This window comes from Pseudooceanicola nanhaiensis DSM 18065 (assembly GCF_000688295.1).
GTDB classification, from domain to species: Bacteria; Pseudomonadota; Alphaproteobacteria; order Rhodobacterales; family Rhodobacteraceae; genus Pseudooceanicola; species Pseudooceanicola nanhaiensis.
The window spans coordinates 989,343-1,011,960 of sequence record NZ_JHZF01000013.1; the positions used below are offsets into that span (position 1 = coordinate 989,343).

The following is a 22,618-nucleotide window of genomic DNA, read 5'->3' on the forward strand; positions in this document are numbered from 1 at the left end:
TGTCTCATCCCGATTGCGAGGTCACGAAGGCGACGATCCCGGCGACGATCAGGCCGAGGAGCACCGCGAAGGCGATCTTCCACGCGGACCATGGCCGTTCGCCCTGAACCCGCCCGGTGCGGCCGTTGACCACGAAGCGATAGGTCTTGCCGCGGAACCGGTAGGCGGCCAGCCAGACCGGCAGCAGCACGTGCTTGAAGGTCACGTCCGCGACCGTGGTGTCGATCGCGTGGACCTGCTGGGCGTCCCCGCCGATGTCGAATTTCACGTCGCGCTCGATCACCCGGTCCATCTTCTGCCGTGCCTCGTCGAAGCCGGCGCGCAGCTCCACCTGATAGGCCTCGGCCCGGAACCCGGCGAGGAAGTCGGGCCGGTAGGGCTCCAGCGCGGACAGGTCCCACGGCTCCAGCGCGTCGGTGTAGCGCTTGGGCAGCGAGGTGGAGGCCAGCACCAGCACGTCGTCGAAGAAGCGCCGGACACGGCCCGAGGCGGGACTCCAGCGGATCTTCTGGACCTGCACCCGCTGCGGCTTGCCATCGCGCATCACGGTATGCGTCTCGTAGTAGATATGCCCCCGTGCGCCGGTATAGCGCGACGCCGTGTCGGCGTCGAAGGTCCAGTAGGGCACGTAGATGCCCTGCATCCGGCGCCCCTTGCGCGCGTAATCGGTCAGCCCGTTCGGCGCGAACCACAAGGCGCCCAGCCACGCGGTCATCGCCTGCCGCGCCGCCGCTTCGTCCAGCGCGAAGGGCAGGACCCCCCGCGGCTTGATGTGTCGGTTCACCCCGGTGTCGGTGACGACGGGCGTGGCGCAGAAGGGGCATTCGGTGGCGTGGATATCCGGGTCGAACTCGACCTCCGCGCCGCAGTTCGGACATTTGGAGACGCGGCTCTCCTCGGTCTCGGCCTCGGGCAGGCGCGCCTCGAGCGCCGCGTTGAAGTCGAGCTCGCGGATCGCGGGAACATGGGATTGGGTCAGCCCCTCGACCTGTTCGGTGTTGCCGCAGAAATCGCAGACCAGCTCCCCGGTGGCGGGGTTGAAGCGGTAATCCGCGCCGCAATTGGGGCAGGGGAAGCGGTGGTCCGTCGGGACGGCCGCAGCCGCGTCGCTGGTCATGGTCGTGCTGCCCCTCGTCTCCGGCATCCGGGGCGGAGAGTGTGGCCCCCGCCCCGGAGGGTCAAGGGCCGGCTCCGCCGCGTTCCGCGGTTCAGGCCCCCGGCGGGGGCGGCGGCATCACGGTGAAGAGCTGCGCCAGCTCCGGCACGTCCTCGGCCCGTTTCCAGCCGTCCTGCCCGGCGGTCCAGACGTGGGTGTCGCGGCTGAAGGACCCTTCCGTCACCATCCGCCCCAGCCGGGCCCTGGAGAAGGGACCCGAGGTCTGGCCGTTCTCGGCCAGGTGCCAGACGTGTTCGACCGGCGGGGGCGGGGGCGGGGCCGCGGCGGCCGGCGCCGCCTGCGCCGGAGCGGCGGCGGCAGGCGCGGTGCCCCAGGGGCCGCGCTGGCCGAGCGCCGCACCCATGGCCATGCCCATCCCGGCCCCGATCCCCGCGCCCATGCCCGAATTCGGCGTGCTCGCCGCCCTCTCCATCGCCTGCGCGGCGGCGAACTGGGTGTATTTGCCGAGATCGCCGACGATTCCCATCGAAGTCCGCTTGTCGAGCACCTCCTCGACCGCGGGCGGCAGCGAGATGTTCTCGACGTAGAGCTCGGGCATCTCCATGCCGTATTGCGCCAGCGTGCCGGTGATCTCCTTCGCCACGAGCGTGCCGAGGTCGCGGGTGTTCGCCGCCATGTCGAGCACCGGAATGCCGGAGGAGGCGACGACGCGCGAGAATTCCTGCACGATGATGTTGCGGATCTGGAAGGCGATCTCGTCCATCGTGAACTCGCCATCCGTCCCTACGATCTCCTGCAGGAACTTCGCCGGGTCGGTGACGCGGATCGCGTAAGTCCCGAAGGCGCGCAGCCGGACCGGCCCGAACTCGGGGTCGCGGCAGATGATCGGGTTCTTCGTGCCCCATTTCAGGTCGGTGAACCGGGTCGTGTTGACGAAGTAGATCTCGGACTTGAACGGCGACTTGAAGCCGTGGTCCCAGTGCTGAAGCGTGGTCAGCACCGGCATGTTGTTGGTCTCGAGCATGTAGAGCCCGGGCGTGAAGACATCGGCCAACTGGCCTTCATGCACGAAGACCGCCGCCTGCCCCTCGCGCACCGTGAGCTTGGCGCCGTACTTGATCGCGTGGCCATGCCGCTCGAACCGCCAGACGAGCGTGTCGCGGGTGTCGTCGGTCCAGTGGATGACGTCGATGAACTCGCCGGAGAGGAAATCGAAGATGCCCATGGTGACCTCGGAATGACGTGGTGGTTAGGGGTGACGGGTTTCGGCGGCCCCGAACCCCGTGTGGATCGGATGGCCGGAAACCGCGCGACGCTGCGTGCAAGCTGCGCCCGGATCGCGCCCGGCCTGGTGGCGGGGTCGGGCGGCGACGGTCCGCAGCCTATTCGCCGGGTTCGTGGAAAGCCGCGGAGGGTGCATCACGACGGCCCCCCCGACAGCCCTTCCGCGATCTCCTGCACGATCGGGCGGGCCTGCGCCGGGGTCATCCCCGTGGACAGGCGCGTGTCGTAGAGCATCCGCAGCAGCAGCTCGTCGTGGGTGGTCAGCAATGCGAATTCGTCGTCGTCGTTGAAGATCGACGGCCGCGCGTTCGGGCTGTCGTTGGCGAGGCCGAGGCCCTGCGCCATCTCCTCGTGATAGCAGGAGCGGCGCATCAGGTCGGGATGTTCGGCCCGGACGAAGGCGATGGCCTTGCGGTATTCGTAATCGCTGCTGCCGCCCGAGAAGGCGACCACGAGGCAGTGGATCGACCGGGGCAGCGTCCGGAAGATGTCGACCGAGCTGTCCGAGATGTTCGGCACCAGCTGCCGGATCCGGCGGATCGCGGGGCCGCGGTCGTCCTCGCCCATCACCAGCACGTGGAAATTGGCCGACGCTCCGCGGGCCATGGTCACCGGATGCCCGGTCAGCCGCCCCAGCCGGGCGGCGTAATCGGCGATGTAGGCGCTGTCCGTGGCCCTGATCTCCTCGGGCACCGTGTCCCCGAACTCCACGTTGACGCGCACCGGAAGGACCCAGCGGCGCAGGTGCGAGGGCGCGTCCGAGGCCGTCCGCAACCCCGCCCCGCGCGCGTATTCGTCATACAGCGCGATGCGCTCGAAATTCTCGGCCAGCTGGCGGGTGTTGAACGGCGTGTCGATCCCGCCGCCGTCCTGCCGCAGGAGCCCCTGCGCCAGAAGGTCGGCCTGCACGCCCGCGTAATACCGCGTGAGCTCTTCCGAGCGGGCCGAGGGCTTGGGCCGCTCCTCGACGGGCTTCGGCAGCACCACGGGTCTGGCCTTCGGTGTCAGCGATGTCTGCAAGCCCTGCTCGCAGCCCGCGAGCAGGGCGGTCACGGCGAGTCCCGTGAGGAATGTCCTGAAGCCGCCCACCCCTGTGTGACCTCAGCCCTGCTGCGGCGGAACGGCGGTCGAGGTCGTGTCGCCGAGCCCCGTCGCCTTCGCCTTGGCCGAGGCGAGCGTGTCGCGCAGCTCGGCCTCCATCTTCTGCAGGTCGGCCTCGGCGGCCGCGCGCTTCTTCTTGCCTTCGTCGGCGATCTGCAGGCTTTCCTGGATCGTGCCGATCAGATCGGCGTTGGCCTGCTTCACGGCCTCGATGTCGAAGACCCCGCGCTCCATCTCCTGCCGGATGGCCTTGTTGCTGTCGCGCAGGTTCTTGGCGTTGGCGGTCAGCAGCTCGTTGGTCAGGTCGTTGGCGTCGCGCACGGCGGTCGCCGCCTCGGCAGAGCGCTGGATGGTGACCGCCTGGGCCAGCTGCGTCTCCCACAGCGGCACGGTGTTGACGAGGGTCGAGTTGATCTTCGTGACCAGCGACTTGTCGTTCTCCTGCACCAGCCGGATCGAGGGCAGCGACTGCATCGTCACCTGCCGCGTCAGCTTCAGGTCATGCACCCGGCGCTCGAGGTCGTCGCGGGCGGCGCGGAGGTCGCGCAGCTCCTGCGCCTTCATCACCTGCGCGTTCTCCGCCGCGGCCTGCACATCGGCCTCCAAGGCGGGAATCTCGCCGCCGTCGAGCGATTTCAGCTTCTCCTCTCCGGCCGCGATGTAGAGCGCGAGCTCGTCGTAGAAGTTCAGCGTCTTGTCGTAGAGCATGTCGAGCGACTTGATGTCCTTCATCAGCGCGTGCTCGTGCTTGAGCAGGTCATCGGTGATGCGGTCGATCTGGCCCTGCACCTCCTCGAACCGGGCGGTGAACTTGGCCATCGGCGTCGCCCGGCCGAGGATCCGGTCCCAAAGGCTGCGCTTGCGGCCGACGTCCAGCTCGCTGACCGAGAAGCCGCGGATCGCCGAGACGATGTCGCGCAGGCTGTCGCCGGCGGGGCCGACGTCCTTGTTCTTGACGTCCGCCAGCATCGCCTGGCTGATCTGCTGCAGCTCGGCCTGGGCGGCGGAGCCGAAGCTGACGATGGAGTTGGTGTCCCCCATGTCGATCTCGGCGATGCGCTTGCGGATCGCCTCGGCCGCGGCGGGCTCGGCCTGTTCCAGCGGAACGATCTCCTGTTTGGGTTCGGGCAGCACGGTGGCGGTGACCTCTTCGACCATGGTTACGGATTCGGCGGCCTTCCTGCGGACGGTATCGGACATCGTCTTCACTCCATCTTGCCGGGGGCGCCCACGCCCTCGCGTTGCAGCCGCTCGCGCAGCACGTCGATCTCGACGGTCAGGTCGCTCCTGTCGTCAAGCAAGAGCTTTTCCGTCCGGGCGGCGAAATTCTGCTCCAGGTCGGTGAGCAGCGCCTCGTAGCTCGCCCGTGCGCCCTGGCTGTGGTTGCGGGCGTAGATCTCGGTGAACTTCACCGTCGCGTCACGGGCCCCCATCAGGTAGACGCCCAGGAATTTCCGGGCCGAGGTCAGGTCGCGCGGATCGTTCTCGATCGTGCGGATCATGTCCTCGGCGGTGGCGCGGAAGCCCGCGACCCGTCCCGACAGGCCGCGGTCCCGCAGGGTGTCGATGGTGGTCTGCATGGTCTTCAGGTAGGCCTCGGCCTCGTCGACCACGCGCGCGACCCGGTCGCGCTGGAAGGTGTCGATCCCCTCGGCGCCCTTGTTGCGCAGCGGGTCCGGCCCGAAGGAGGCAAGGTGCAGCCCGCCCGCGATCACCGCGTATATCACCGCCGAGACCAGGTCGATCCCGTGCACGCTCGCGCCAAGCGCGGTGCCGACGGCGATCGAGAGCGAGCCCAGCATCTTGCGCGGAATGGCCGGGCGGCGGGCGATCTTGCGCTCGTGATAGGCGGCCTCGGCCCGGAGCCCCTCGCGCGTCAGCCAGGCACCGAGCACCCAGGCCCCGGCACCGAGCAGCCCGGTCGCAAGCCCGACGGCGCCGGCACCGAGCGCGGAGAACGCCAGCAGCACCGGCGGCACGAACAGCACGTTCGACCGCGCGCCCGCGGTGTTCGGCCGCTCCAGCCGCCGCGGCGGACGGGGCGGCGGGGTCTCGCCGGTCCCGCCGCGGGGGGCCGGGGAATACTGTCCGCCGTAGCGTTCGGCCATCACTCGGCCCCCAGCCAGCCGGTCGCCACACCGCACATCACGGTGATGAGCAGGGCATAGGAGATCTTCTGGATCGCGCCGCTCCGCCGCGTCGTGCCGGTCTCGGGCCGGCGCTCGAAGGCCGAGGCCACCAGCGAGGCCGCGGCGACAAGTGCAGCCAGGAGAACCACTATGAGGAACAGCCGTGACATCGCGCCCTCCACGGGTCAGGTTTCGTCATGAACATAGGGGGCGCCGGAGCGATCCGCCACCCTTGCCGTGGTGGCGATCAGCGCGAGCTGCCGGCCTTGCGCGCCGCCGCGAGCTTGCGGGCATAGCCCGACTGGATGAACTCCACGACGAAAAGCACCACCACCGAGAAGTAGAAGGTGGATTTCGACATCGGCACGATCTCGTAGCCGAAGACGCGCAGCGCCATGGCCTCGTCATGGGTCGCATGGGCCGCGGCCTGGCCGGCTTCGCCCAGCAGGACGACGCCCACGATCAGCAGGATGAAGAGGCCCAGAACCTCGAACATGCGGTTCTTTTCCAGGAAGGCCGTCACCGCGTCGGCGAGCAGCAGCATGGCGAGGCCCGACAGGATGATCGCCGCGGCGAGGACCGGGAAGACGTCGGTGATCGCGATGGCCGAGAGGACCGAATCGAAGCTGAAGATCAGGTTCATCAGCACGATCAGCAGGATCACCTGCGTCGCGGACTTGCCGTCCTTCGCCTCGACGTCGGAATGCAGGTCCTCGACGCTCAGCATGTGGCCGATCTCCTTCACCGCGGTGTACATGATGAAGGCGCCGCCGAAGACGAAGACCAGCGTGGCGAAGTTGACGCCGCCGGTCAGCACGCCGTCCCAGCCGAAGACGAAGAACGGATCGGTCAGCGCGCCGAGCAGGCCGATCATCACGAAGAGCAGCACCACCCGCAGCGCCACGGCGATGATGATGCCCCAGAAGCGCACCGCCTTCTGCTGCGGGACCGGGGCGCGCTGGCTCTCGATCGAGATGTAGAGAAGGTTGTCGAACCCGAGTACCGCCTGCAGGAAGCAGAGCATGAGCAGGTTCAGAAGGTTCTCGATCGTCAGAAGGTCCGCCATAAATCCCGTCCCTGAAGGTCCATGAAATGCGCCTCCAATGTGACGGGACGCCAAGGGCTTAACAACCCTCGCGTTCAGCGGTTCCCCGCAGACCGCGCCCTGCCTTCATCGTTCCGGGCCAAATGCCGGTGGCCGGGCTTCGGCCCGGCCCGCCCTGCGGTCAGGAATTGCGCGGCTTGCGCACCCGGCGCACCGGTTTCGCGGGCGGCGGTGTCTCCGCCTCCAGCCCGAGCTGGTCGCGCATGATCTTGGGGCGGACCTCCTCGACCTCGCCTGCCTTCAGCTGACCCAGCTGGAACGGCCCGTAGGAGATCCGGATCAGGCGGTTCACGCTCAGCCCGACCGCCTCCATCGCGCGCCGGATCTCGCGGTTCTTGCCTTCGCGCAGGCCCACCGTCGCCCAGGCGTTCGCGCCCTGCTGGCGGTCGAGCGTGACCTGCATCGGCTGGAAGGTTTCGCCGTCCAGCGTGATGCCCTCGCGCAGCGCGGCGAAATCCTCGTCCTTCGGCGCGCCCTTCACCCGCACGCGGTAGCGCCGCAGCCAGCCGGTCGAGGGCAGCTCGAGCCGCCGCTTGATCCCGCCGTCATTGGTGAGCAGCAGCAGCCCCTCGGAATTGAGGTCGAGCCGCCCCACCGTCATCACCCGTGGCAGATCCTCGGGCAGCGCGTCGAAGATCGTCCGGCGCCCCTGTTCGTCCCGCGTCGTCGTCACTAGCCCCGACGGCTTGTGGTAGAGCCAGAGCCGCGCCGGTTCGGGCGCCGAGATGGCCTTGCCGTCGACCTCGACCTTGTCGCGCGCCGTGACGTTCAGCGCGGGCGAGGCGATCGGCTTGCCGTTCACCCGCACCCGCCCCTCGGCGATCATCTTCTCGGCGTCCCGGCGCGAGGCGACACCGGCGCGGGCCATCACCTTGGCGATCCGGTCCCCATCGGGCGAGGCGCCCTCGGCGGGCGTCGGCGCGGGGGTGCGGGCCGGTCTGCCGCCGGGTTTTCCCCCAGGTTTTCCGCCGGGTTTTCCGCCGGGTTTGCCGGGCCCCTTCGCGGGGCGCGGCGGTCCCTTCCGGTCCGTCGCGGCGGCGGGTCTGCGGCCGCTCGGGCGGCTGTCGGAGGGCGGGGAGGGCGGTTTGCGGGCCATGCGCCCCGCTTACCCGGTTTCGCGGCGGGGCGGAAGCGGGCTTGCGATGCAGCCTTCCGCCGGGCAGGAAGACCCCCATGAGGTTCGCGCCCCACATGGACACCGCGCTGGAAGAGGCGCAGGCCGCCGCCGCCCGCGGCGAGGTGCCGGTCGGCGCGGTGCTGGTCGCGCCCTCGGGGCAGGTCGTGGCCCGGGCCGGGAACCGCACGCGTGAGCTCTCCGACCCCTCGGCCCATGCCGAGATGCTGGTGATCCGCGCCGCCTGCGCCGCCGCGGCAAGCGAACGCCTGCCGGGTCATGTGCTCTATGTCACGCTGGAGCCCTGCGCGATGTGCGCCGCCGCCATCGCCGCCGCCCGCATCGCGCGGGTGGTCTACGGCGCGGCCGATCCGAAATCCGGCGGGGTGGCCCATGGCGCGCGGGTCTTCTCGCACCCGCAGGCGCACCACGTGCCCGAGGTGATCGACGGGATCGGTGCCGCCGCCTCCGAGGCGCTGCTGAAGGGCTTCTTCGCGGCCCGCAGGGACCTGTCATCCGATTGACAAACCCGCCCGCCGCCGCCGTTATGGCCCGCGCCCGGAGAAGGAGACAGACAGATGCCGAACCTGCATGACGTGCTCGCGGGGTTCACCGCCCATGACGGCGGCAGCCGCGTCGAGACGCCGGAGAACTGGACGCAGGGGCGGACGATCTACGGCGGCATGACCACCGCGCTCTGCTGGCATGCCGCGACGCTCGCGGTGCCGGACCTGCCGCCGCTGCGGGCGGCGCAGGTGTCCTTCGTCGGGCCCGCCTCCGGGACGCTCGACTTCTCAACCGAGCTCTTGCGCCGCGGGCGGAACTCGGCGGTGGTCGAGGTCGCCTGCCGGACGGCCGAGGGCTATGCCGCCATGGCGCTCTTCACCTGCGCGAATGCGCGGCAGAGCAGCGTCTCGCACGATCTCAGCCCCGCGCCGGAGGCGCCCGGTCCCGACGGGGTGGAGGATTTCCACCGCAAGCCGCCCAGGGCGCTCGCCTTCCCGCAGAACTTCGACATCCGCTTCGTCCGGGGCGGCCGTCCGCTGTCGGGCGATGAGCCGGAGATCCTCGTCTGGACCCGTCTGAAGGAGGAGGAGGGCGTCGATCCGGTCACCGCGCTGCTCGCGCTGGCCGACGTGCTGCCGCCGGGGGCGATGGCCGAAATGCCGGAATGGGGCCCGGTCTCGACGATGACGTGGGGTGTGGATTTCCACCACCCGGTCACCTCGCGGGGATGGCACCTGCTGCACACCTATTCCGACCAGGCGGACGACGGCTATTCGCTGCAGGGATCCGATATGTGGGACGCCGAGGGGCGGCGGGTGCTGACCGCCCGTCAGATGGTCGCGATCTTCGGCTGACGCCCGGGCGGCGGCGCCCGTCGCCGGGCGCCGCGCGGCGATCAGATCTCGACCGTTTCCAGCACCTCGGGGGTCTTCACGTCGACGCCCGGCAGGGCCTCGACCAGCGCGTCGGCGCTCTGTTCGAGCAGGGGGAAGGTCTTGTAGTGCATCGGGAAGACCGTCTTGAAATCGAAGAAGGTCCTGGCCGCGTAGGCCGCCCGCTTCATGTCCATCGTGAAATGGCCGCCCGCGGCGAGGATGCCGATGTCGGGCTTGTGCAGGTCGTTGAAGATCTTCATGTCGGCCATCACGTCGGTGTCGCCCGAGAAGTAGATCGAATGGCCCTCGCCCTCGATGATGAACCCGGCCTCGGAGCCCGCATAGGCGCCATCGGGGGTGGAGGACGAATGCGTCGCGTGCACCATCGTGACCGAGACGCCGCCCAGCCGGATCGTGCCGCCCTTGTTGAAGCCGGTGCAGGACAGGCTGTCGTCCTGTTTCTCCAGCCAGCCCATCAGTTCGACCATGCCGTAGACCGGGATGCCCAGCTCCTTCGCGATGCCCGCCGCGTCCGAGACGTGGTCGCCGTGGCCATGGGTGAGGAAGATGTGGGTCGCCCCGCCGATCGCCTCGTCGCGCCGGTCGTCCGGGAAGGTGGGGCCGGACAGGAACGGGTCGACGAGCAGGACCTTGTCCTCGATTTCGATGCGGAACGAGCCGTGGCCGAGCCAGATGATCTTCATGGAATGAACCTCCCCATGTGTTGCGGTGTCCGGTCGGAGGTTAGGGCGGGGGACCCGGTGCGGCAATGCGCGGCGGGAAAATCCCACGCGCGACGGACGGGGTCGGATGCAGGCCGGGCGTCGGCCCGGCACCGGCAGAAGCGCCGGGCGCGCGCCCGGCGATCCCCTCAATACCCGACGCGGCTGACCGTGTTCACCAGCTCGACCAGCTTCGGCCCCAGCTCCTGCTCCAGCCGTTCCTTCGGCAGCGAGAAGGAATAGCCGCCGAGGTTGAAGGCCAGCATCGGCGTGTCGGGCTGCGGCGAGCGATAGGGGACGGAGACGGCGTGCACGTCCTTCTGCCATTCCTTGATCGAGGTATAGAAGCCGCGGGTTGCGATCTGCTCGCGCGCGTCGTCGATGCCTTCGAGGATCTGGTTCAGCTTGTCGGGCTCGGTGCGCTGCCGGATCCGTTCGATGATGTCGCGCCGCTCCGCATCGTGAGTGCCCGCGATATAGGCCCGCCCGATGGCCGAACGCGCCAGCGAGATCCGCGAGCCGACGTCGAGCTGGAGCGAGATCACGCCCACCGACCGGGCGCAGGAGATATAGGTCATCGACATGTCGTCGCGCCCGCCGAGCGCCACCAGCACCCCGTCGCCGCAATCGTCGGCAAGCTTCTGCATGTAGACCTGCGCCGTCTCGCGCACGTGCAGACCGGCAAGGCAGGCATAGCCCAGCGACAGGACCGGGACCCCCATGCGGTAGCGTCCGGTGTCGTCGTCATAGACGAGGTAGCCCGCCTTCAGCAGCGTGAAGGTCAGCCGCGAGACGGTCGAGTTGGGCAGGCCGGTCCGTTCGGCCAGATCCGAGTTTCCCAGCCCCGCCCGGTCGTTCGGGCTGAAGGCGCGCAGGATCTCGAGCCCGCGGTAGAGCGCGGTCACGAACTGCCTGTCGTTGTCGCCCTTGTCGGCCTCGCGGGCCGCGTCGGTCATTCTCTTGCGCAAGTCGCGTCTCCAAATTCCGCAGAGCGGTTCATGATTGCGTAGCTGCCCGGGGTCTTTGCGGTCAACAGGAACATGCGGCTATCCCGGCTCCCGTTCCGTTTCGGCGACACCGCCGCCGGCGCCGCGGTCGGACAGCAGGCGCCACTGCACCTTTCCGGTGCCGCTGCGGGGCAGGGCGTCGGTGAAATGCACGGCGCGGGGGACCTTGTAGGCGGCCATCTCTCCGCGGCACCATGCGATCAGCTCCGCCTCGGTCAGCTCGGCGCCCGGGCGGCGCACGACATGGGCCGCCACGCTCTCGCCCTTGCGCGGGTCGGTCATGCCGACGACACAGGCCTCGGCCACGTCGGGATGGCGGTGCATCAGCGCCTCGACCTCGGCCGGCCAGACCTTGAAACCGCTGGCGTTGATCATCCGCTTGAGCCGGTCGGTCATGTAGAAATAGCCGTCCGCGTCGTAATGGCCGATGTCCCCGGTGCGCAGGAACCGCTTGCCGTCCAGCTCGGTCAGCGCGGCCGCGGTGGCCTCGGGGTTGCGCCAGTAGCCGTCGAAGACCTGCGGCGCGCTGATGACGATCTCGCCGGTCTGGTCGGGTCCCAGCTCGTGCCCGTCCTCCAGGTCGATCACCCGCGCGTCCACGTCGAAGATCGGGATCCCGAGGCATTGCGGACGGGGGCGGTGGAACGGGTTGATATGCGTCACGCCCATCGTCTCGGACATGCCGTAGCCTTCGATGATCTCGAGCCCGGTCAGGTCGCGCAGCCGGCGCGCCACCGCCTCGGGGACCGCCGCACCGCCCGCGCCGATCAGCGTCAGCGAGGAGACGTCCCGCGGCCGCGTGTCGAGCGCCCGCATCGCGTCGATCACCATCGTGGTGATCGAGCGCCACATGGTGATCCGGTGCCTCTCGATCAGGTCGAGCGCGAGGTCCACGTCCCACCGGGTCAGCTGCACCAGCGTCGAGCCGGCGCAGAGCGGGGCGTTCATGCCGTTCTGCATGCCCGTCACGTGGAAGAAGGGCATCACCGACAGAAGCACCGTCGCTTCGGTATAGGGCGAGAGCGGGATATAGCCGTGGATCACCGGCTGCAGGGTCCGGTGCCGGTGCACGCAGCCCTTGGGCTGGCCGGTGGTGCCCGAGGTGTAGAGGATGAGGGCCAGATCCTCGGGGCCGGCCTCGTGCGGGCCGGGCGCCCGTTCGACGGCGAGGGCCTCGCGCCAGCGGGTCAGGCCCGGTCCTCCGACATCGCTGTCGGAGAGATCGCGCAGGGCCTCGGGCATGTCGGCGCGACCCTCGGGCGCGGCCATGTCGGCGGGCGCGGCGGCAAGGATGTGATCGAGATGGCCCGAGGCGAGCAGCGGGCGCAGCGTCTCGACCAGCTCGGTCCCGGCGATCACGATGCGGGCGCCGGAATCCGACAGGATGTGTTCGAGCTCGCCCTGCCGGTACATCGGGTTGGCGGGCACGACGGCCGCGTCGGCCCGCAGGATGGCGTAATAGGCGATGATCCACTGCGGGCTGTTCTGCATGTCGATCACGACGCGGTCGCCGCGCTTCACGCCCATCGAGACCAGCCAGCCCGCGATCCGCTCCACGTCCTGCCAGAGCGCGCCGTAGGGGATGTGGTTGCCGTAGTAGATCACGGCGGTCTTGTCCGGCAGCCGGGCCGCCGTCGCCTCGAGATTCCGCGCGACCGAGCGGTCGGGAATGTCGATGCGCGTCGGGACGCCCGGCGGCCAGTGCTTCATGTGCAGCTCAGGCATTCAGACCTTCATGCCGGGCAGGTTCAGCGACGCGGTGTTGCCGCCGTCCACCGGCAGCGCCTGCCCGGTGATGTAGGAGGCGTCGTCCGAGGCGAGGAAGCAGATCGCCGCCGCAATCTCCTCGGGCTTGCCGTAGCGCCGGAGCTCGCAGCGCGAGCCGAGCTTGTGCTCCTTGTCGTTGTCGCGGGCGTAGTCGAAGACGCGCTTGGTCATGCCGGTCTCGATCAGCCCCGGGCAGACCGCATTGACGCGCACGTTGTAGCCGCCGAGGTCGCAGGCCGCGGTCTGGGTCAGCGAGATCACCCCCGCCTTGGAGGCCGAGTAGGCGTTGCCGCCCGCGCCAGAACGGATCCCCGCGACCGAGGCCGTGTTCACGAAGGCGCCGGAGCCCTGCTCCTGCATCACCTTGCCCGCGTGTTTCAGGAAATGCGCCACGCCGAAGAGGTTGACGCCGATGACGGTGCGCCAGTCCTCCATGTCGTTTTCCATGATCGGCTGGTAGCCGCGCGAGACGCCGGCGTTGTTGGCGACCGCGTCGATGCGGCCCCATTTCTCGACCACCGCCTTCACGCAGGCCTCGACCTGCGCCTCGTCCGAGACGTCGCAGGCATGGGTCATCACCTCGCCCTCGGGCGTGGCCGCGTCCAGCGCCGCCTGTTCGCGGTCGACGATGCAGACCTTCGCACCCTCGGCCGCCAGCCGCGCCGCAGTGGCCCGGCCGATACCCGACGCCGCCCCGGTGACGATCGCCACCTTGCCCTCAAATCTCATGACAATGTCCTCCCTGGCCTCAGGTTTGCACAGAAGCCTACACCGTTCAATCTATGGAAATGCGTTCCGCGATGCGGATTTCACGCTGGTGTATTCTGCCAGTAGGGCTCCCGCAGCTCGCGCTTGAGGATCTTGCCGATCTCGGAGCGCGGCAGGTCCTCGCGGAACTCCACCTTGCTGACCCGCTGGATCTTTCCAAGCTGGCCATTGGCCCATTCGCGGATCTCCTCGGGGTCCGCATCCTTCGAGGCGGGCACCACCAGCGCCAGCGGCGTCTCGCCCCAGTCGCGGGAAGGGATCGCGATGACGGCCACGTCGGTCACCTGCGGATGCTTGCGGAGCACCTGTTCGAGGTCGGTGGCGTAGATGTTGAAGCCGCCCGAGATGATCATGTCCTTCTTGCGGTCGAGCAGGTGCAGGAAGCCGTCCTCGTCGACCCGGCCCATGTCGCCGGTGCGGATGAAGACCTCGCCCTCGGGCGAGATCCAGGTGGCCTCCTCGGTCTTGTCGGGGGCGTTGTGATAGCCCGGCATCATCGACACGCCGCGGCCGACGATCTCTCCGAACTCGGTGATCGGGATCTCGTTGCCCTGCTCGTCGATCATCCGCATCTCGCAGCCGGGGTTCAGCTGGCCGACGGTGTCCCACTTGTCCGGATGGGCGTCGCAGTCGAGCGTGAAGGACGCGCCGCCCTCGGTCATGCCGTAGGTTTCCATCAGGTTGCCCGGCCAGCGTTTCTGGACCTTGGCGATCACGACGCCGGGCAGCGGGGCCGAGGTCGACATCTTGCAGACGAAGGACGACAGGTCGTACTTGTCGAAATCGGGCTCGTCCATCAGGCGCATGTATTGCACGGGCACCAGCATGGAATGCGTCACGCGGTACTTCTCGCAGAGCCGCAGGAACTCCTTGGTGTTGAACTTCGACATGATGACGGAGGTCGCGCCCTTGGTCTGGGCGGCGAGCGAAACGACAAGCGTCGTGTTCGAATAGAGCGGCGTCGACATGATCTGGACGGAGGTGCCGTCCATCTTGTTCCGTGCCGCCCGCGTGTTCTGGCGGGCCCGGAACCGGTGATCGTGCACGATGCCCTTCGGCGTGCCGGTGGTGCCGGACGAGAAGATCATGTCGAACATCGTCTCGGGCGCGACCTCGGTCGGGGGCACCGGCTCCGCGTCGCCGATATAGGCGTCGAGCTCGGCCAGCGGCACGACCCGGGCGGCGCCCAGGCGGTTCGCCACATCCATGTATTTTTCCGAGGCGAACAGAAGGACCGGGGCCGAGTTCTCGACCATCTTCGCCAGCGCCTCGTCGCTGGCCGAGAAGGGCAGCGGGGCCATGCAGCCGCCCGCGTGCAGCACGGCGGTATAGAGCGCGAAGTAATCGGGAGAATTCTCCGACAGCCCGGCCACCAGCACGTCCGGCCCCACGCCATCGGCATTCAGCCGCCCGGCGATCCGCGCCACCCGATCCGCGTAGTCCCGCCAGGTCCACTGGATCCCGGTCTCGTCGCTGATGACCGCGATCGCGTCGGGCTTCTCCGCCGCCACCTTCTGAACCTCGGCGCCGTAGTTGAAGAACTCGTCCTGCTCCGGCGTCTTCGGTTCGATCTTGCCGCGGTGCGTGCGGATCGTATTCATTTGCTGGACCTCCCATCCATCGCGAAATAGTTAGCAAGCACATTATGCCTGCCACGCGGTCGCGTCAATATTCCGCTTTACGGAATAAAGTTCCACGACATTGACAGCCGCGCCGACAGCGTGTCACTTAGCGGCAACCCGAGGAGGAGGACAGCGATGTACGATTATTTTCCGATATCTGACAAAGCCAAGAAGATGCGTGAACAGCTCATGCGCTTCATGGAAGACCACATCTATCCCGCCGAGAAAATCTACAAGGAACAGGTAGAGGAAGGCGACCGCTGGGAAGAGCCCCAGATCATGGAAGAGCTCAAGGCCAAGGGCAAGGAATCGGGCCTCTGGAACATGTTCCTCCCCCATGATGCGGGCGAGTACAAGGGCGCGGGCCTGACCAACCTCGAATACGGCACGCTCTGCGAGATCATGGGCCGGTCCTCGATCGGGTCGGAGCCCTTCAACTGCTCCGCCCCCGACACCGGCAACATGGAGACGATCTTCCTCTTCGGCGACGACGAGGCGAAGGCCACCTGGCTGAAGCCGCTGCTCGACGGCGAGATCCGGTCGTGCTTCTCGATGACCGAACCGGCGGTGGCCTCCTCCGACGCGACCAATATCGAGACCTCGATCAGGCGCGAGGGTGACGAATACGTCGTCAACGGCCGCAAGTGGTGGTCCTCGGGCGCGATGGACAAGCGCTGCAAGATCGCCATCGTCATGGGCAAGACCGACCCCAATGCCGAGAAGCACAAGCAGCAGTCGATGATCCTCGTGCCGCTCGACACGCCCGGCGTGAAGGTCGAACGCGCCCTCTCGGTGATCGGCTACGACCACGCGCCGCACGGCCACGCCGAGATCCATTACGACAACGTCCGGGTGCCCGCGAAGAACCTCCTGCTCGGCGAAGGCCGCGGCTTCGAGATCGCGCAGGCCCGCCTCGGGCCCGGCCGTATCCACCACGCGATGCGCTGCATCGGCGGGGCGGAACGGGCGCTCCAGATGATGTGCGAGCGCGGCATGCAGCGCGAGGCCTTCGGCAAGAAGATCGCCGAGATGGGCGTCAACAAGCACTGGATCGCCGAGAGCCGGATGGAGATCGAACAGGCCCGCCTGCTGGTGATGCACGCCGCCTACATGATGGACACCGTCGGCAACAAGGCCGCCCGCCGCGAGATCGCGATGATCAAGGTCGTGGCCGCGAACATGCTGCACAAGGTCGTCGACCGCGCGATCCAGGTGCACGGCGCCATGGGCGTGAGCCAGGATTCGATCCTCGCCTCGTCCTATGCCAACGCCCGGACCATGCGCCTCGTGGACGGCCCCGACGAGGTCCACCGCGAGACCATCGCGAAGCTGGAACTGAAGCAGTACCGGAACTGAGGGCGCCTTTGCCCACGCACGGGCCGGGGACCTCCCCGGCCCGCAGCCGTTCGGGCCCGCGCCGTTTGCGAACAGAGGGAGGAAACCATGTTCGATCTGAAGGGCAAGGTGGCCGTGGTCACGGGCTCGTCCCGCGGCATCGGCCGCGCCATCGCCGAGATGTTCGCCGAGGCGGGCGCGAAGGTGGTGGTCTCCTCGCGCAAGGCCGAGGCCTGCGAGGAGGTGGCCGAGGCGATCCGCGCCAAGGGCGGGGAGGCGATGGTCATCCCCTGCCACATCGGCGACACGGAGCAGCTGCAGAACCTCGTCGACAAGACGATCGCGGAATGGGGGCAGATCGACGTGCTGGTCCCGAACGCGGCGATCAACCCGGTCTACGGGCCGCTGCAGGACCTGGGTGACGAGGTCTTCGACAAGATGCTCATCACCAACGTCCGGGTGATCAATACGCTCTGCAAGATGGTCCTGCCCGGCATGGCCGAGAAGGGCGGCGGCGCGGTCGTGGTGATCTCGTCGGTGGCGGCGATCAAGGGCTCGACCACGCTGGGCGCCTATGGCGTGACCAAGGCCGCGGATGCGGCGCTGGTGCGCAGCCTCGCGCTGGAATGGGGCCCGAAGAACATCCGCGTGAACGCCATCGGCCCGGGCCTCGTGAAGACCGATTTCGCCAAGGCCCTCTGGGAGGACCCGGAGCGGATCGAGCGGATCAACAGCGCCAATCCGCTGCGCCGCATGGGCAAGCCCGAGGAAATCGCCGGCACCGCGCTCTGGCTCGCGACCGAGGCCTCGGGCTATGTCACCGGCCAGCTCATCATCGCCGACGGCGGACAGAGCTTCGCCTGACGACACCGCGCGCCCCGCGGCGCGCGGTCCGGGCAGGGGCGGGACGTCCCGGGACGTCCCCCCAGCTTCATCTTTCCGGAAATACTCCCGCCGGAGGCCGCGCCCGCAGCGGGCTCGATGCCCGCTGCGGGCGCCCCCCGGGCGACGGGCCTGCCCGGCGCAACCCCGGTCTCAGATCCCGATGAATGGCTGCGCCAGCCGCGGGATCCACGACTTGAACCGCAGCCTGCCCTCGGTCGCGGCCAGGCAGATGCAATCCGCGCCCACGTCCGCGACGGGCGTGTGATCGACCTCGTCATCGGCGATCTCGACGTCGCCCGGACCGAATCGGTCGCTGTCGTCCTCGAAGGCGCCCTGCAGCACAAGCGTCAGCTCCATCCCGCGGTGGCTGTGCTCGGGCATGGCCGCGCCCGCCGGGATGTAGAGCAACCGGGCCGAGGCGCTGTCCGAGGTCTTCAGCACCGCCTGCTTCACGCCCATGCCGACGGGTTTCCACTTCACCGCGTCCAGATCGCCGCCGATATAGGCGCGCACGGGCGCCGGCAGCACGCCGCGGTCGACCCGGATCGGGGCCGCCGGCGCATCGTCGAGCCGCGCCATCACGGCCTCGAGCGCGCCGGCATCCATCGCGGCGCCGTCCAGCCCTTCGATCAGGGTCCCGCCGATGCCGTCCAGGCTCTCGGCCATGGCGCGGCATTCGTCGCACATCGACAGATGCGTCGCCACGACCAGCGCAAAGGCTTCGGGCAGCGCGCCCGCGGCATAGGCGGTCAGGAGTTCCTCGCTCAGGTGATGCCGTACTTCGCTGTTCATCTCTACCTCATCGCATGGCGCAGTCGATCCAGCGCCAGCCTGATCCGGGACTTGATCGTGCCGAGCGGAAGCCCGGTGATATCGGCGATCTCTCGATGCGAAAGGTCGCCGTAGAAGGCCTTTTCGATCAGGACTCTCTGTTTCTCGGGCAGGGAGGCGATCGCCGCCCCCAGCCGTTCGGTTTCCTGGTTCATCTCGACGACCTCGGACTGGTCCGGCTCGTGGCTCGGCCCCCAGGTGAGGTCCTCGGGTTCGGGGCGTCGGTCGCGGCGCAGCAGGTCGATGCGCCGGTTCCGGGCGATGGTGAAGACCCAGGTGGCGACGCTCGCCCGCGACGGGTCGAACAGGTGCGCCTTGCGCCAGACCGTCACCATCACGTCCTGCGCGCAATCCTCCGCCACCGAAGGCTCGGCACCGGACTTCACGAGGAAGGCCTTCACCCGCGGTGCGAAATGCCCGAACAGGGCGGCAAAGGCGGCGCGGTCGCGGTCGTCGCGTATCCGCCGCATCTCGGCCACCCAGGGCGCGTCCGTGGTCTTTTCGGTTCCGGCCACCACTCTCGGTGTCACCCCCCTGGCTGCTCCGCCCTGCCTACCATGGCGGTGCGGGGCAGGCGAGAGGGCGGCGTGAGCAGCGGCCTGGTGCGTGTGCTGCAACATGACCCGTCTACGCCCCTGGAGCCGGGATGGATCACCCGGATCCGCGCGCTGGAGAAAAATAAAATCCGGGCCATATGCATCCTTTTCACCCCCGCGCCCGTATCTGCCCAGAAGACAACGAGTATACGGAGACACGAATGCCCTTCGAAGCAGCAAGCCCGCAGCGGACCATCGCCGTCATCGGCGGCGGGATTTCCGGCATGGGGGCCGCGCATCTGCTTGCCCGCGATCACAGGGTCACCCTGATCGAGGCCGAGCCGCGCCTTGGCGGCCATGCCCGGACGATCCATTGCGGACCGGACGGCGCGCAACCCGTCGACACCGGCTTCATCGTCTTCAACCGGGTGAACTATCCCCACCTCGTGCGCCTGTTCGAAGAGCTCGACGTGCCGGTGGTCGAAAGCGACATGAGCTTCGGTGCCTCCTTCGCGGGCGGCCGGCTGGAATACGGCCTGCCGAACCTCGGCGCGATCTTCACGCAGCGCGCGAACGCCTTCAATCCCAGCTTCCTCGGCATGCTGCGCGACATCATGCGGTTCAACAAGCGGGCCCTCAAGACCGCGCGCGACGACGACATGACCATCGAAGGGCTGCTCGACGCGCTCAAGATGGGCCGCTGGTTCCGGGAGTACTACCTGCTGCCCTTCTCGGGTGCGATCTGGTCCGCCCCGAAGCGCCAGATCCTCGACTTCCCGGCCCAGTCGATGATCCGCTTCTTCGAGAACCACGCCCTTCTCAGCCGTGGCAGCTCGCACCAGTGGTGGACGGTCGCGGGCGGCTCGGTCGCCTATGTCCGCCGGCTCGAGGCCGCGATGCGCGGCGCGGGCGTCGAGCTGCGACTCGGCACGCCCGTCGCAGGCATCCGCCGCACGCCCACGGGGGCCGAGGTCCGCATGCAGGGCGGCGAATGGGAGCATTTCGACGAGGTGGTGCTGGCCACCCATGCCGACGACAGCCTCGCCCTGCTCTCGGACCCGACGCCCGAGGAACGCGCGAGCCTCGATGCCGTGCGCTACCAGCCGAATCGCGCGGTGCTGCATTCCGACCCCGGACTGATGCCGCGCCGCCGGGCCTGCTGGTCGTCCTGGAACTACGCCGAGAGCGCCGCGGGCCCCGGCGAGGCGATCGACCTGACCTACTGGATGAACTCGCTGCAGCCGATCCCGAAGGAAAACCCCTATTTCGTCACGCTCAACTCCACCCGGCCGATCCGGGAAGAGCTGATCCACGACGAGACCACATTCCGCCACCCGGTCTACACCCGCGCCGCGCTGGCCGCGCAGCGTGACATCGCGCGCGGCAACGGCACCAATGCGACGTGGTTCTGCGGCGCCTGGATGCGCAACGGCTTCCACGAGGACGGGCTCGCCTCGGCCGTCGCCGTGGCCGAGGGGCTGGCCCGCCGCGCCGATCCCGCCCCCCTGATCGCCGCGGAATGACCGGGGCCGAGATCATATCCGGCCACACCTGGCACGGGCGCAAGGGGGGCATGCGCAATGCCTTCCGCTACGGGGTCGATTATCTCCTCCTCGACCCCGAGGCGCCCGCCCCCCGGCTGCGCCTGTTCCGGCGCAACCGGGGCTGGCTGACCTCGCTGAACGACAGCGATCATGGCGGTCCGCCGGGCGAGGGGCGGGGCGCGCCCTGGGTGCGCGACCAGCTGGCCGCGCATGGCCTGCCGGGCGGGCACAGGATCCTGCTGCTCGCCCAGCCGAAGGTGTTGGGGCACGTGTTCAACCCGGTCTCCTTCTGGCTCTGCCACGACGCCGCCCTGCGGCTGCGGGTGGTGGTGGCCGAAGTGACCAACACCTACGGCGACCGGCATTCCTATCTCTGCCATCGCGAGGATTGCGAACCGATCGAGGCCGGGGATACGCTCCATGCGCGCAAGATCCTGCACGTGTCGCCGTTCCAGCCGCAGGAAGGCCTCTACGCCTTCCGCTTCGACATCCGGCCGGAGCACATCGGCATCCGCATCGACTTCACCGGCGGCAACGGCGGGGTCACCGCCACGCTGGCGGGGCCGCGACGCCCGCTGACCGACGCGCGGCTGCTCGCCGCCTGCCTGCGCCGCCCCTTCGGCTCGCGGCGGGTGCTGGCGCTGATCCACTGGCAGGCACTGAAGCTCTGGTGGAAGGGCGCGCGCTTCCGCCGGCGGCCCGAGCCGCCGGACGCCGAAGTGTCGCGCTGAAGGAACCCGCCCGGACCGCACCGGTTGGTCCGGGGACATCTGACGGAGGCACGGAATGCGGGACTGGCAAGGCAAGCGATACTGGCTGATCGGGGCAAGCGAGGGATTGGGCGCCGCACTGGCGGCCAAGCTGTCCGGCGTCGGGGCGGAGGTCATCCTGACCTCGCGCAGCGAGGAGAAGCTCAACGCCGTCGCCGCCGACCTTCCCGGCCGGACCCTCGTCGTGCCGGCCGATGTCACCTCCCGCGAGAGCCTCGAGCGGGCCGCCGCGCAGGCGGGCGACGTCGACGGCGTGGTCTGGCTGGCCGGCGCCTACTGGCCCTTCGGGGCGCATGGCTGGAACGCCGAACAGGCCGAGATCATGGCCGACACGAATTTCACCGGCGCGATGCGGCTTGCCGGCGTGGTCCTGCCGACGATGATCTCGCGCGATCGCGGGCACATCGTCTTCACCGGCTCGCTCACCGCCTATGGCGGGCTGCCGCGCTCGGCACCCTACACCGCCTCCAAGGCCGGGATCATGGCGCTGGCCGAAAGCCTCCACGCCGACCTGCGCAAGACCGGCGTGCATGTGCAGCTCGTCAACCCGGGCTTCATCCGCACCCGGCTGACCGACAAGAACGATTTCCGGATGCCCGCGATGATGGAGCCGGAAGAGGCCGCGCAGGAGATCTTCGAGCACATGAACTCGGAGGCCTTCTCGAAGCCCTTCCCGTTCTGGTTCGGCCTCGTCTTCCGGCTGGGCCGCTTCCTGCCGCCGTCGCTCTACTTCCGCCTGTTTGCGTGAGGTCAAATCCGGGGGCATCCTGATCCTGTATCCCCTCGGGGGAATCAGGAGGCATGACATGCTGGACATCTCGGAACGCAAGCTTGCGATCATCGTGCTCATGGCGCACGAGATCGGCCGCGCGGAAGCGGAGCTCAGGGCTTTCATCGAGACCTTGAACGAAGACGAGGCGGCGAGCCTCGTCGCGGTCTACTGGATCGGGCGCGGCACCTTCGAACCCGAGGAGCTGGCCGAGGCGATCCGCACCGCGCAGCAGGAGCGGAAGACGCCGACGGCGGATTACCTGCTGGGCTCGCCCCATTTCGCCGATCACATCGAGGCCGGGGCGGCCGCGCTCGACATTGAACTCTCCGACGACGAGGACGACCTGATGCGCGGCATCTGAGGATTGCCGCCGCCGCGCGCGGGGCTATCCTTGGCCGGCAACGACAGGAGGGCCGGGAATGACCGACAGCATCGACATCACCCTCGAGGAGTCGGAGACCGGCGGCCGCTATGTCCACCGCGGCGCCGACAGCACCGGGCCCGAGGCCGAGATGACCTTCTCGAAGGCCGGGGCGAAGATGATCATCATCGACCACACCGGCGTGCCCGACGCCTACAAGGGGCAGGGCGTGGGCCTCGCGCTGGTCGAACGCGCCGTGGCCGATGCAAGGGCGGAAGGAAAGACCATCGTGCCCCTCTGTCCCTTCGCCGCCGCCATGTTCCGCAAGCATCCGGACTGGTCCGACGTGCTCGAACGGCACGCGAAACCCGAGGCCTGACGGCCCCGCCGCGCGCGCCCCGCTCTTCATCTTTCCGGAAATACTCCCGCCGGAGGCAAGACCGCGATTTGCCCCGCAAATCGCAAA

24 protein-coding genes are annotated in these 22,618 nt (G+C 68.7%); 9 read left to right on the forward strand and 15 right to left on the reverse strand.

Features of this window, described 5'->3' with window-relative positions:
• Positions 1 to 4: 4 nt before the first annotated feature.
• The 8 genes from Q344_RS0114870 to Q344_RS0114905 form a co-directional block, all read right to left on the reverse strand.
• A complete protein-coding gene (locus Q344_RS0114870) occupies positions 5 to 1,117 on the reverse strand; it encodes a TFIIB-type zinc ribbon-containing protein (protein WP_028287437.1) in 1,113 nt (370 codons plus the stop codon).
• 91 nt (positions 1,118 to 1,208) lie between these two features.
• Complete coding sequence (locus Q344_RS0114875) at positions 1,209 to 2,342, reverse strand: SPFH domain-containing protein (protein ID WP_028287438.1); 1,134 nt, start codon at positions 2,340 to 2,342, stop codon at positions 1,209 to 1,211.
• 194 nt (positions 2,343 to 2,536) lie between these two features.
• Positions 2,537 to 3,454, reverse strand: a complete 918-nt coding sequence (locus Q344_RS0114880; protein WP_084178424.1) for a DUF2927 domain-containing protein — start codon at positions 3,452 to 3,454, stop codon at positions 2,537 to 2,539.
• Positions 3,455 to 3,502: 48 nt separating this feature from the next.
• Positions 3,503 to 4,702: a toxic anion resistance protein gene (locus Q344_RS0114885; RefSeq protein ID WP_028287440.1), complete on the reverse strand. Its 1,200-nt coding sequence runs from the start codon at positions 4,700 to 4,702 to the stop codon at positions 3,503 to 3,505.
• 5 nt (positions 4,703 to 4,707) lie between these two features.
• The gene (locus Q344_RS0114890; protein WP_028287441.1) at positions 4,708 to 5,610 is read right to left on the reverse strand and encodes a 5-bromo-4-chloroindolyl phosphate hydrolysis family protein; all 903 of its coding nucleotides are present in this window, start codon (positions 5,608 to 5,610) and stop codon (positions 4,708 to 4,710) included.
• Positions 5,610 to 5,801, reverse strand: a complete 192-nt coding sequence (locus Q344_RS0114895; protein ID WP_028287442.1) for a hypothetical protein — start codon at positions 5,799 to 5,801, stop codon at positions 5,610 to 5,612. The genes Q344_RS0114890 and Q344_RS0114895 overlap by 1 nt, the downstream gene beginning before the upstream one ends.
• 77 nt (positions 5,802 to 5,878) lie before the next feature.
• Positions 5,879 to 6,697, reverse strand: a complete 819-nt coding sequence (locus Q344_RS0114900; protein ID WP_028287443.1) for a TerC family protein — start codon at positions 6,695 to 6,697, stop codon at positions 5,879 to 5,881.
• Between the two features lie 160 nt (positions 6,698 to 6,857).
• Positions 6,858 to 7,604 (reverse strand): pseudouridine synthase, encoded by a 747-nt coding sequence (locus Q344_RS0114905; RefSeq protein ID WP_051630656.1) that lies wholly within the window; start codon positions 7,602 to 7,604, stop codon positions 6,858 to 6,860.
• Positions 7,605 to 7,909: 305 nt separating this feature from the next.
• On the opposite strand from Q344_RS0114905, the gene Q344_RS0114910 reads away from it, so the two are divergent.
• A complete protein-coding gene (locus tag Q344_RS0114910; protein WP_028287445.1) occupies positions 7,910 to 8,374 on the forward strand; it encodes a nucleoside deaminase in 465 nt (154 codons plus the stop codon).
• 54 nt (positions 8,375 to 8,428) lie between these two features.
• The gene (locus Q344_RS0114915) at positions 8,429 to 9,211 is read left to right on the forward strand and encodes an acyl-CoA thioesterase (RefSeq protein WP_028287446.1); all 783 of its coding nucleotides are present in this window, start codon (positions 8,429 to 8,431) and stop codon (positions 9,209 to 9,211) included.
• 41 nt (positions 9,212 to 9,252) lie between these two features.
• Here Q344_RS0114915 and Q344_RS0114920 read toward each other — a convergent pair whose 3' ends face one another.
• The 5 genes from Q344_RS0114920 to Q344_RS0114940 all read right to left on the reverse strand — a co-directional run bounded on the left by Q344_RS0114920 (position 9,253) and on the right by Q344_RS0114940 (position 15,097).
• On the reverse strand, positions 9,253 to 9,936 hold the full coding sequence (locus Q344_RS0114920; protein WP_028287447.1) for a metal-dependent hydrolase: 684 nt from the start codon (positions 9,934 to 9,936) through the stop codon (positions 9,253 to 9,255).
• A 167-nt stretch (positions 9,937 to 10,103) separates the two neighbouring features.
• Positions 10,104 to 10,922, reverse strand: coding sequence for an IclR family transcriptional regulator (locus tag Q344_RS24080; protein ID WP_156954714.1), 819 nt, complete (start codon positions 10,920 to 10,922; stop codon positions 10,104 to 10,106).
• A 78-nt stretch (positions 10,923 to 11,000) separates the two neighbouring features.
• On the reverse strand, positions 11,001 to 12,686 hold the full coding sequence (locus Q344_RS24085; RefSeq protein ID WP_051630658.1) for a long-chain-fatty-acid--CoA ligase: 1,686 nt from the start codon (positions 12,684 to 12,686) through the stop codon (positions 11,001 to 11,003).
• Complete coding sequence (locus Q344_RS0114935; RefSeq protein WP_028287448.1) at positions 12,687 to 13,457, reverse strand: SDR family NAD(P)-dependent oxidoreductase; 771 nt, start codon at positions 13,455 to 13,457, stop codon at positions 12,687 to 12,689. It abuts the gene before it with no gap.
• Between the two features lie 80 nt (positions 13,458 to 13,537).
• On the reverse strand, positions 13,538 to 15,097 hold the full coding sequence (locus Q344_RS0114940) for a class I adenylate-forming enzyme family protein (protein ID WP_051630659.1): 1,560 nt from the start codon (positions 15,095 to 15,097) through the stop codon (positions 13,538 to 13,540).
• 156 nt (positions 15,098 to 15,253) lie between these two features.
• On the opposite strand from Q344_RS0114940, the gene Q344_RS0114945 reads away from it, so the two are divergent.
• Together Q344_RS0114945 and Q344_RS0114950 are read left to right on the forward strand one after the other, a co-directional pair.
• Positions 15,254 to 16,474, forward strand: coding sequence for an acyl-CoA dehydrogenase family protein (locus Q344_RS0114945; protein WP_028287450.1), 1,221 nt, complete (start codon positions 15,254 to 15,256; stop codon positions 16,472 to 16,474).
• A gap of 87 nt (positions 16,475 to 16,561) precedes the next feature.
• Complete coding sequence (locus tag Q344_RS0114950; protein ID WP_028287451.1) at positions 16,562 to 17,317, forward strand: SDR family NAD(P)-dependent oxidoreductase; 756 nt, start codon at positions 16,562 to 16,564, stop codon at positions 17,315 to 17,317.
• Positions 17,318 to 17,488: 171 nt separating this feature from the next.
• Here the strand turns inward: Q344_RS0114950 and Q344_RS0114955 are convergent, their stop codons facing one another.
• Complete coding sequence (locus Q344_RS0114955; protein WP_028287452.1) at positions 17,489 to 18,130, reverse strand: ChrR family anti-sigma-E factor; 642 nt, start codon at positions 18,128 to 18,130, stop codon at positions 17,489 to 17,491.
• A gap of 2 nt (positions 18,131 to 18,132) precedes the next feature.
• Entirely contained in the window at positions 18,133 to 18,639 is a 507-nt protein-coding gene (locus Q344_RS0114960) for a sigma-70 family RNA polymerase sigma factor (protein WP_051630756.1), read from the reverse strand.
• A gap of 287 nt (positions 18,640 to 18,926) precedes the next feature.
• Here Q344_RS0114960 and Q344_RS0114965 point away from each other — a divergent pair, with 287 nt between their 5' ends.
• The 5 genes from Q344_RS0114965 to Q344_RS0114985 are packed head-to-tail and all read left to right on the forward strand — an operon-like array spanning position 18,927 to position 22,531.
• Positions 18,927 to 20,228 carry an NAD(P)/FAD-dependent oxidoreductase gene (locus Q344_RS0114965; RefSeq protein WP_028287454.1) on the forward strand — a complete coding sequence of 434 codons (1,302 nt, stop codon included), beginning with the start codon at positions 18,927 to 18,929 and terminating at the stop codon, positions 20,226 to 20,228.
• Entirely contained in the window at positions 20,225 to 20,980 is a 756-nt protein-coding gene (locus Q344_RS0114970) for a DUF1365 domain-containing protein (RefSeq protein ID WP_028287455.1), read from the forward strand. Before Q344_RS0114965 ends, Q344_RS0114970 begins: the two co-directional genes overlap by 4 nt.
• A 55-nt stretch (positions 20,981 to 21,035) precedes the next feature.
• Entirely contained in the window at positions 21,036 to 21,767 is a 732-nt protein-coding gene (locus Q344_RS0114975; protein ID WP_028287456.1) for an SDR family NAD(P)-dependent oxidoreductase, read from the forward strand.
• 58 nt (positions 21,768 to 21,825) lie between these two features.
• A complete protein-coding gene (locus tag Q344_RS0114980; protein WP_028287457.1) occupies positions 21,826 to 22,152 on the forward strand; it encodes a DUF3775 domain-containing protein in 327 nt (108 codons plus the stop codon).
• Positions 22,153 to 22,210: 58 nt separating this feature from the next.
• Positions 22,211 to 22,531 (forward strand): GNAT family N-acetyltransferase, encoded by a 321-nt coding sequence (locus Q344_RS0114985; protein ID WP_028287458.1) that lies wholly within the window; start codon positions 22,211 to 22,213, stop codon positions 22,529 to 22,531.
• The last annotated feature ends 87 nt before the right edge of the window (positions 22,532 to 22,618 follow it).

Coding starts and splice junctions, on each gene's coding strand:
- Q344_RS0114870 (WP_028287437.1), bottom strand. CDS start 1,117: ATGACCAGCGACGCGGCTGCGGCCGTCCCGACGGACCACCGCTTCCCC.
- Q344_RS0114875 (WP_028287438.1), bottom strand. CDS start 2,342: ATGGGCATCTTCGATTTCCTCTCCGGCGAGTTCATCGACGTCATCCAC.
- Q344_RS0114885 (WP_028287440.1), bottom strand. CDS start 4,702: ATGTCCGATACCGTCCGCAGGAAGGCCGCCGAATCCGTAACCATGGTC.
- Q344_RS0114890 (WP_028287441.1), bottom strand. CDS start 5,610: ATGGCCGAACGCTACGGCGGACAGTATTCCCCGGCCCCCCGCGGCGGG.
- Q344_RS0114895 (WP_028287442.1), bottom strand. CDS start 5,801: ATGTCACGGCTGTTCCTCATAGTGGTTCTCCTGGCTGCACTTGTCGCC.
- Q344_RS0114900 (WP_028287443.1), bottom strand. CDS start 6,697: ATGGCGGACCTTCTGACGATCGAGAACCTTCTGAACCTGCTCATGCTC.
- Q344_RS0114905 (WP_051630656.1), bottom strand. CDS start 7,604: ATGGCCCGCGCCGGTGTCGCCTCGCGCCGGGACGCCGAGAAGATGATC.
- Q344_RS0114910 (WP_028287445.1), top strand. CDS start 7,910: ATGAGGTTCGCGCCCCACATGGACACCGCGCTGGAAGAGGCGCAGGCC.
- Q344_RS0114915 (WP_028287446.1), top strand. CDS start 8,429: ATGCCGAACCTGCATGACGTGCTCGCGGGGTTCACCGCCCATGACGGC.
- Q344_RS0114920 (WP_028287447.1), bottom strand. CDS start 9,936: ATGAAGATCATCTGGCTCGGCCACGGCTCGTTCCGCATCGAAATCGAG.
- Q344_RS24085 (WP_051630658.1), bottom strand. CDS start 12,686: ATGCCTGAGCTGCACATGAAGCACTGGCCGCCGGGCGTCCCGACGCGC.
- Q344_RS0114935 (WP_028287448.1), bottom strand. CDS start 13,457: ATGAGATTTGAGGGCAAGGTGGCGATCGTCACCGGGGCGGCGTCGGGT.
- Q344_RS0114940 (WP_051630659.1), bottom strand. CDS start 15,097: ATGAATACGATCCGCACGCACCGCGGCAAGATCGAACCGAAGACGCCG.
- Q344_RS0114945 (WP_028287450.1), top strand. CDS start 15,254: ATGTACGATTATTTTCCGATATCTGACAAAGCCAAGAAGATGCGTGAA.
- Q344_RS0114950 (WP_028287451.1), top strand. CDS start 16,562: ATGTTCGATCTGAAGGGCAAGGTGGCCGTGGTCACGGGCTCGTCCCGC.
- Q344_RS0114955 (WP_028287452.1), bottom strand. CDS start 18,130: ATGAACAGCGAAGTACGGCATCACCTGAGCGAGGAACTCCTGACCGCC.
- Q344_RS0114960 (WP_051630756.1), bottom strand. CDS start 18,639: ATGCGGCGGATACGCGACGACCGCGACCGCGCCGCCTTTGCCGCCCTG.
- Q344_RS0114965 (WP_028287454.1), top strand. CDS start 18,927: ATGCCCTTCGAAGCAGCAAGCCCGCAGCGGACCATCGCCGTCATCGGC.
- Q344_RS0114970 (WP_028287455.1), top strand. CDS start 20,225: ATGACCGGGGCCGAGATCATATCCGGCCACACCTGGCACGGGCGCAAG.
- Q344_RS0114975 (WP_028287456.1), top strand. CDS start 21,036: ATGCGGGACTGGCAAGGCAAGCGATACTGGCTGATCGGGGCAAGCGAG.
- Q344_RS0114980 (WP_028287457.1), top strand. CDS start 21,826: ATGCTGGACATCTCGGAACGCAAGCTTGCGATCATCGTGCTCATGGCG.
- Q344_RS0114985 (WP_028287458.1), top strand. CDS start 22,211: ATGACCGACAGCATCGACATCACCCTCGAGGAGTCGGAGACCGGCGGC.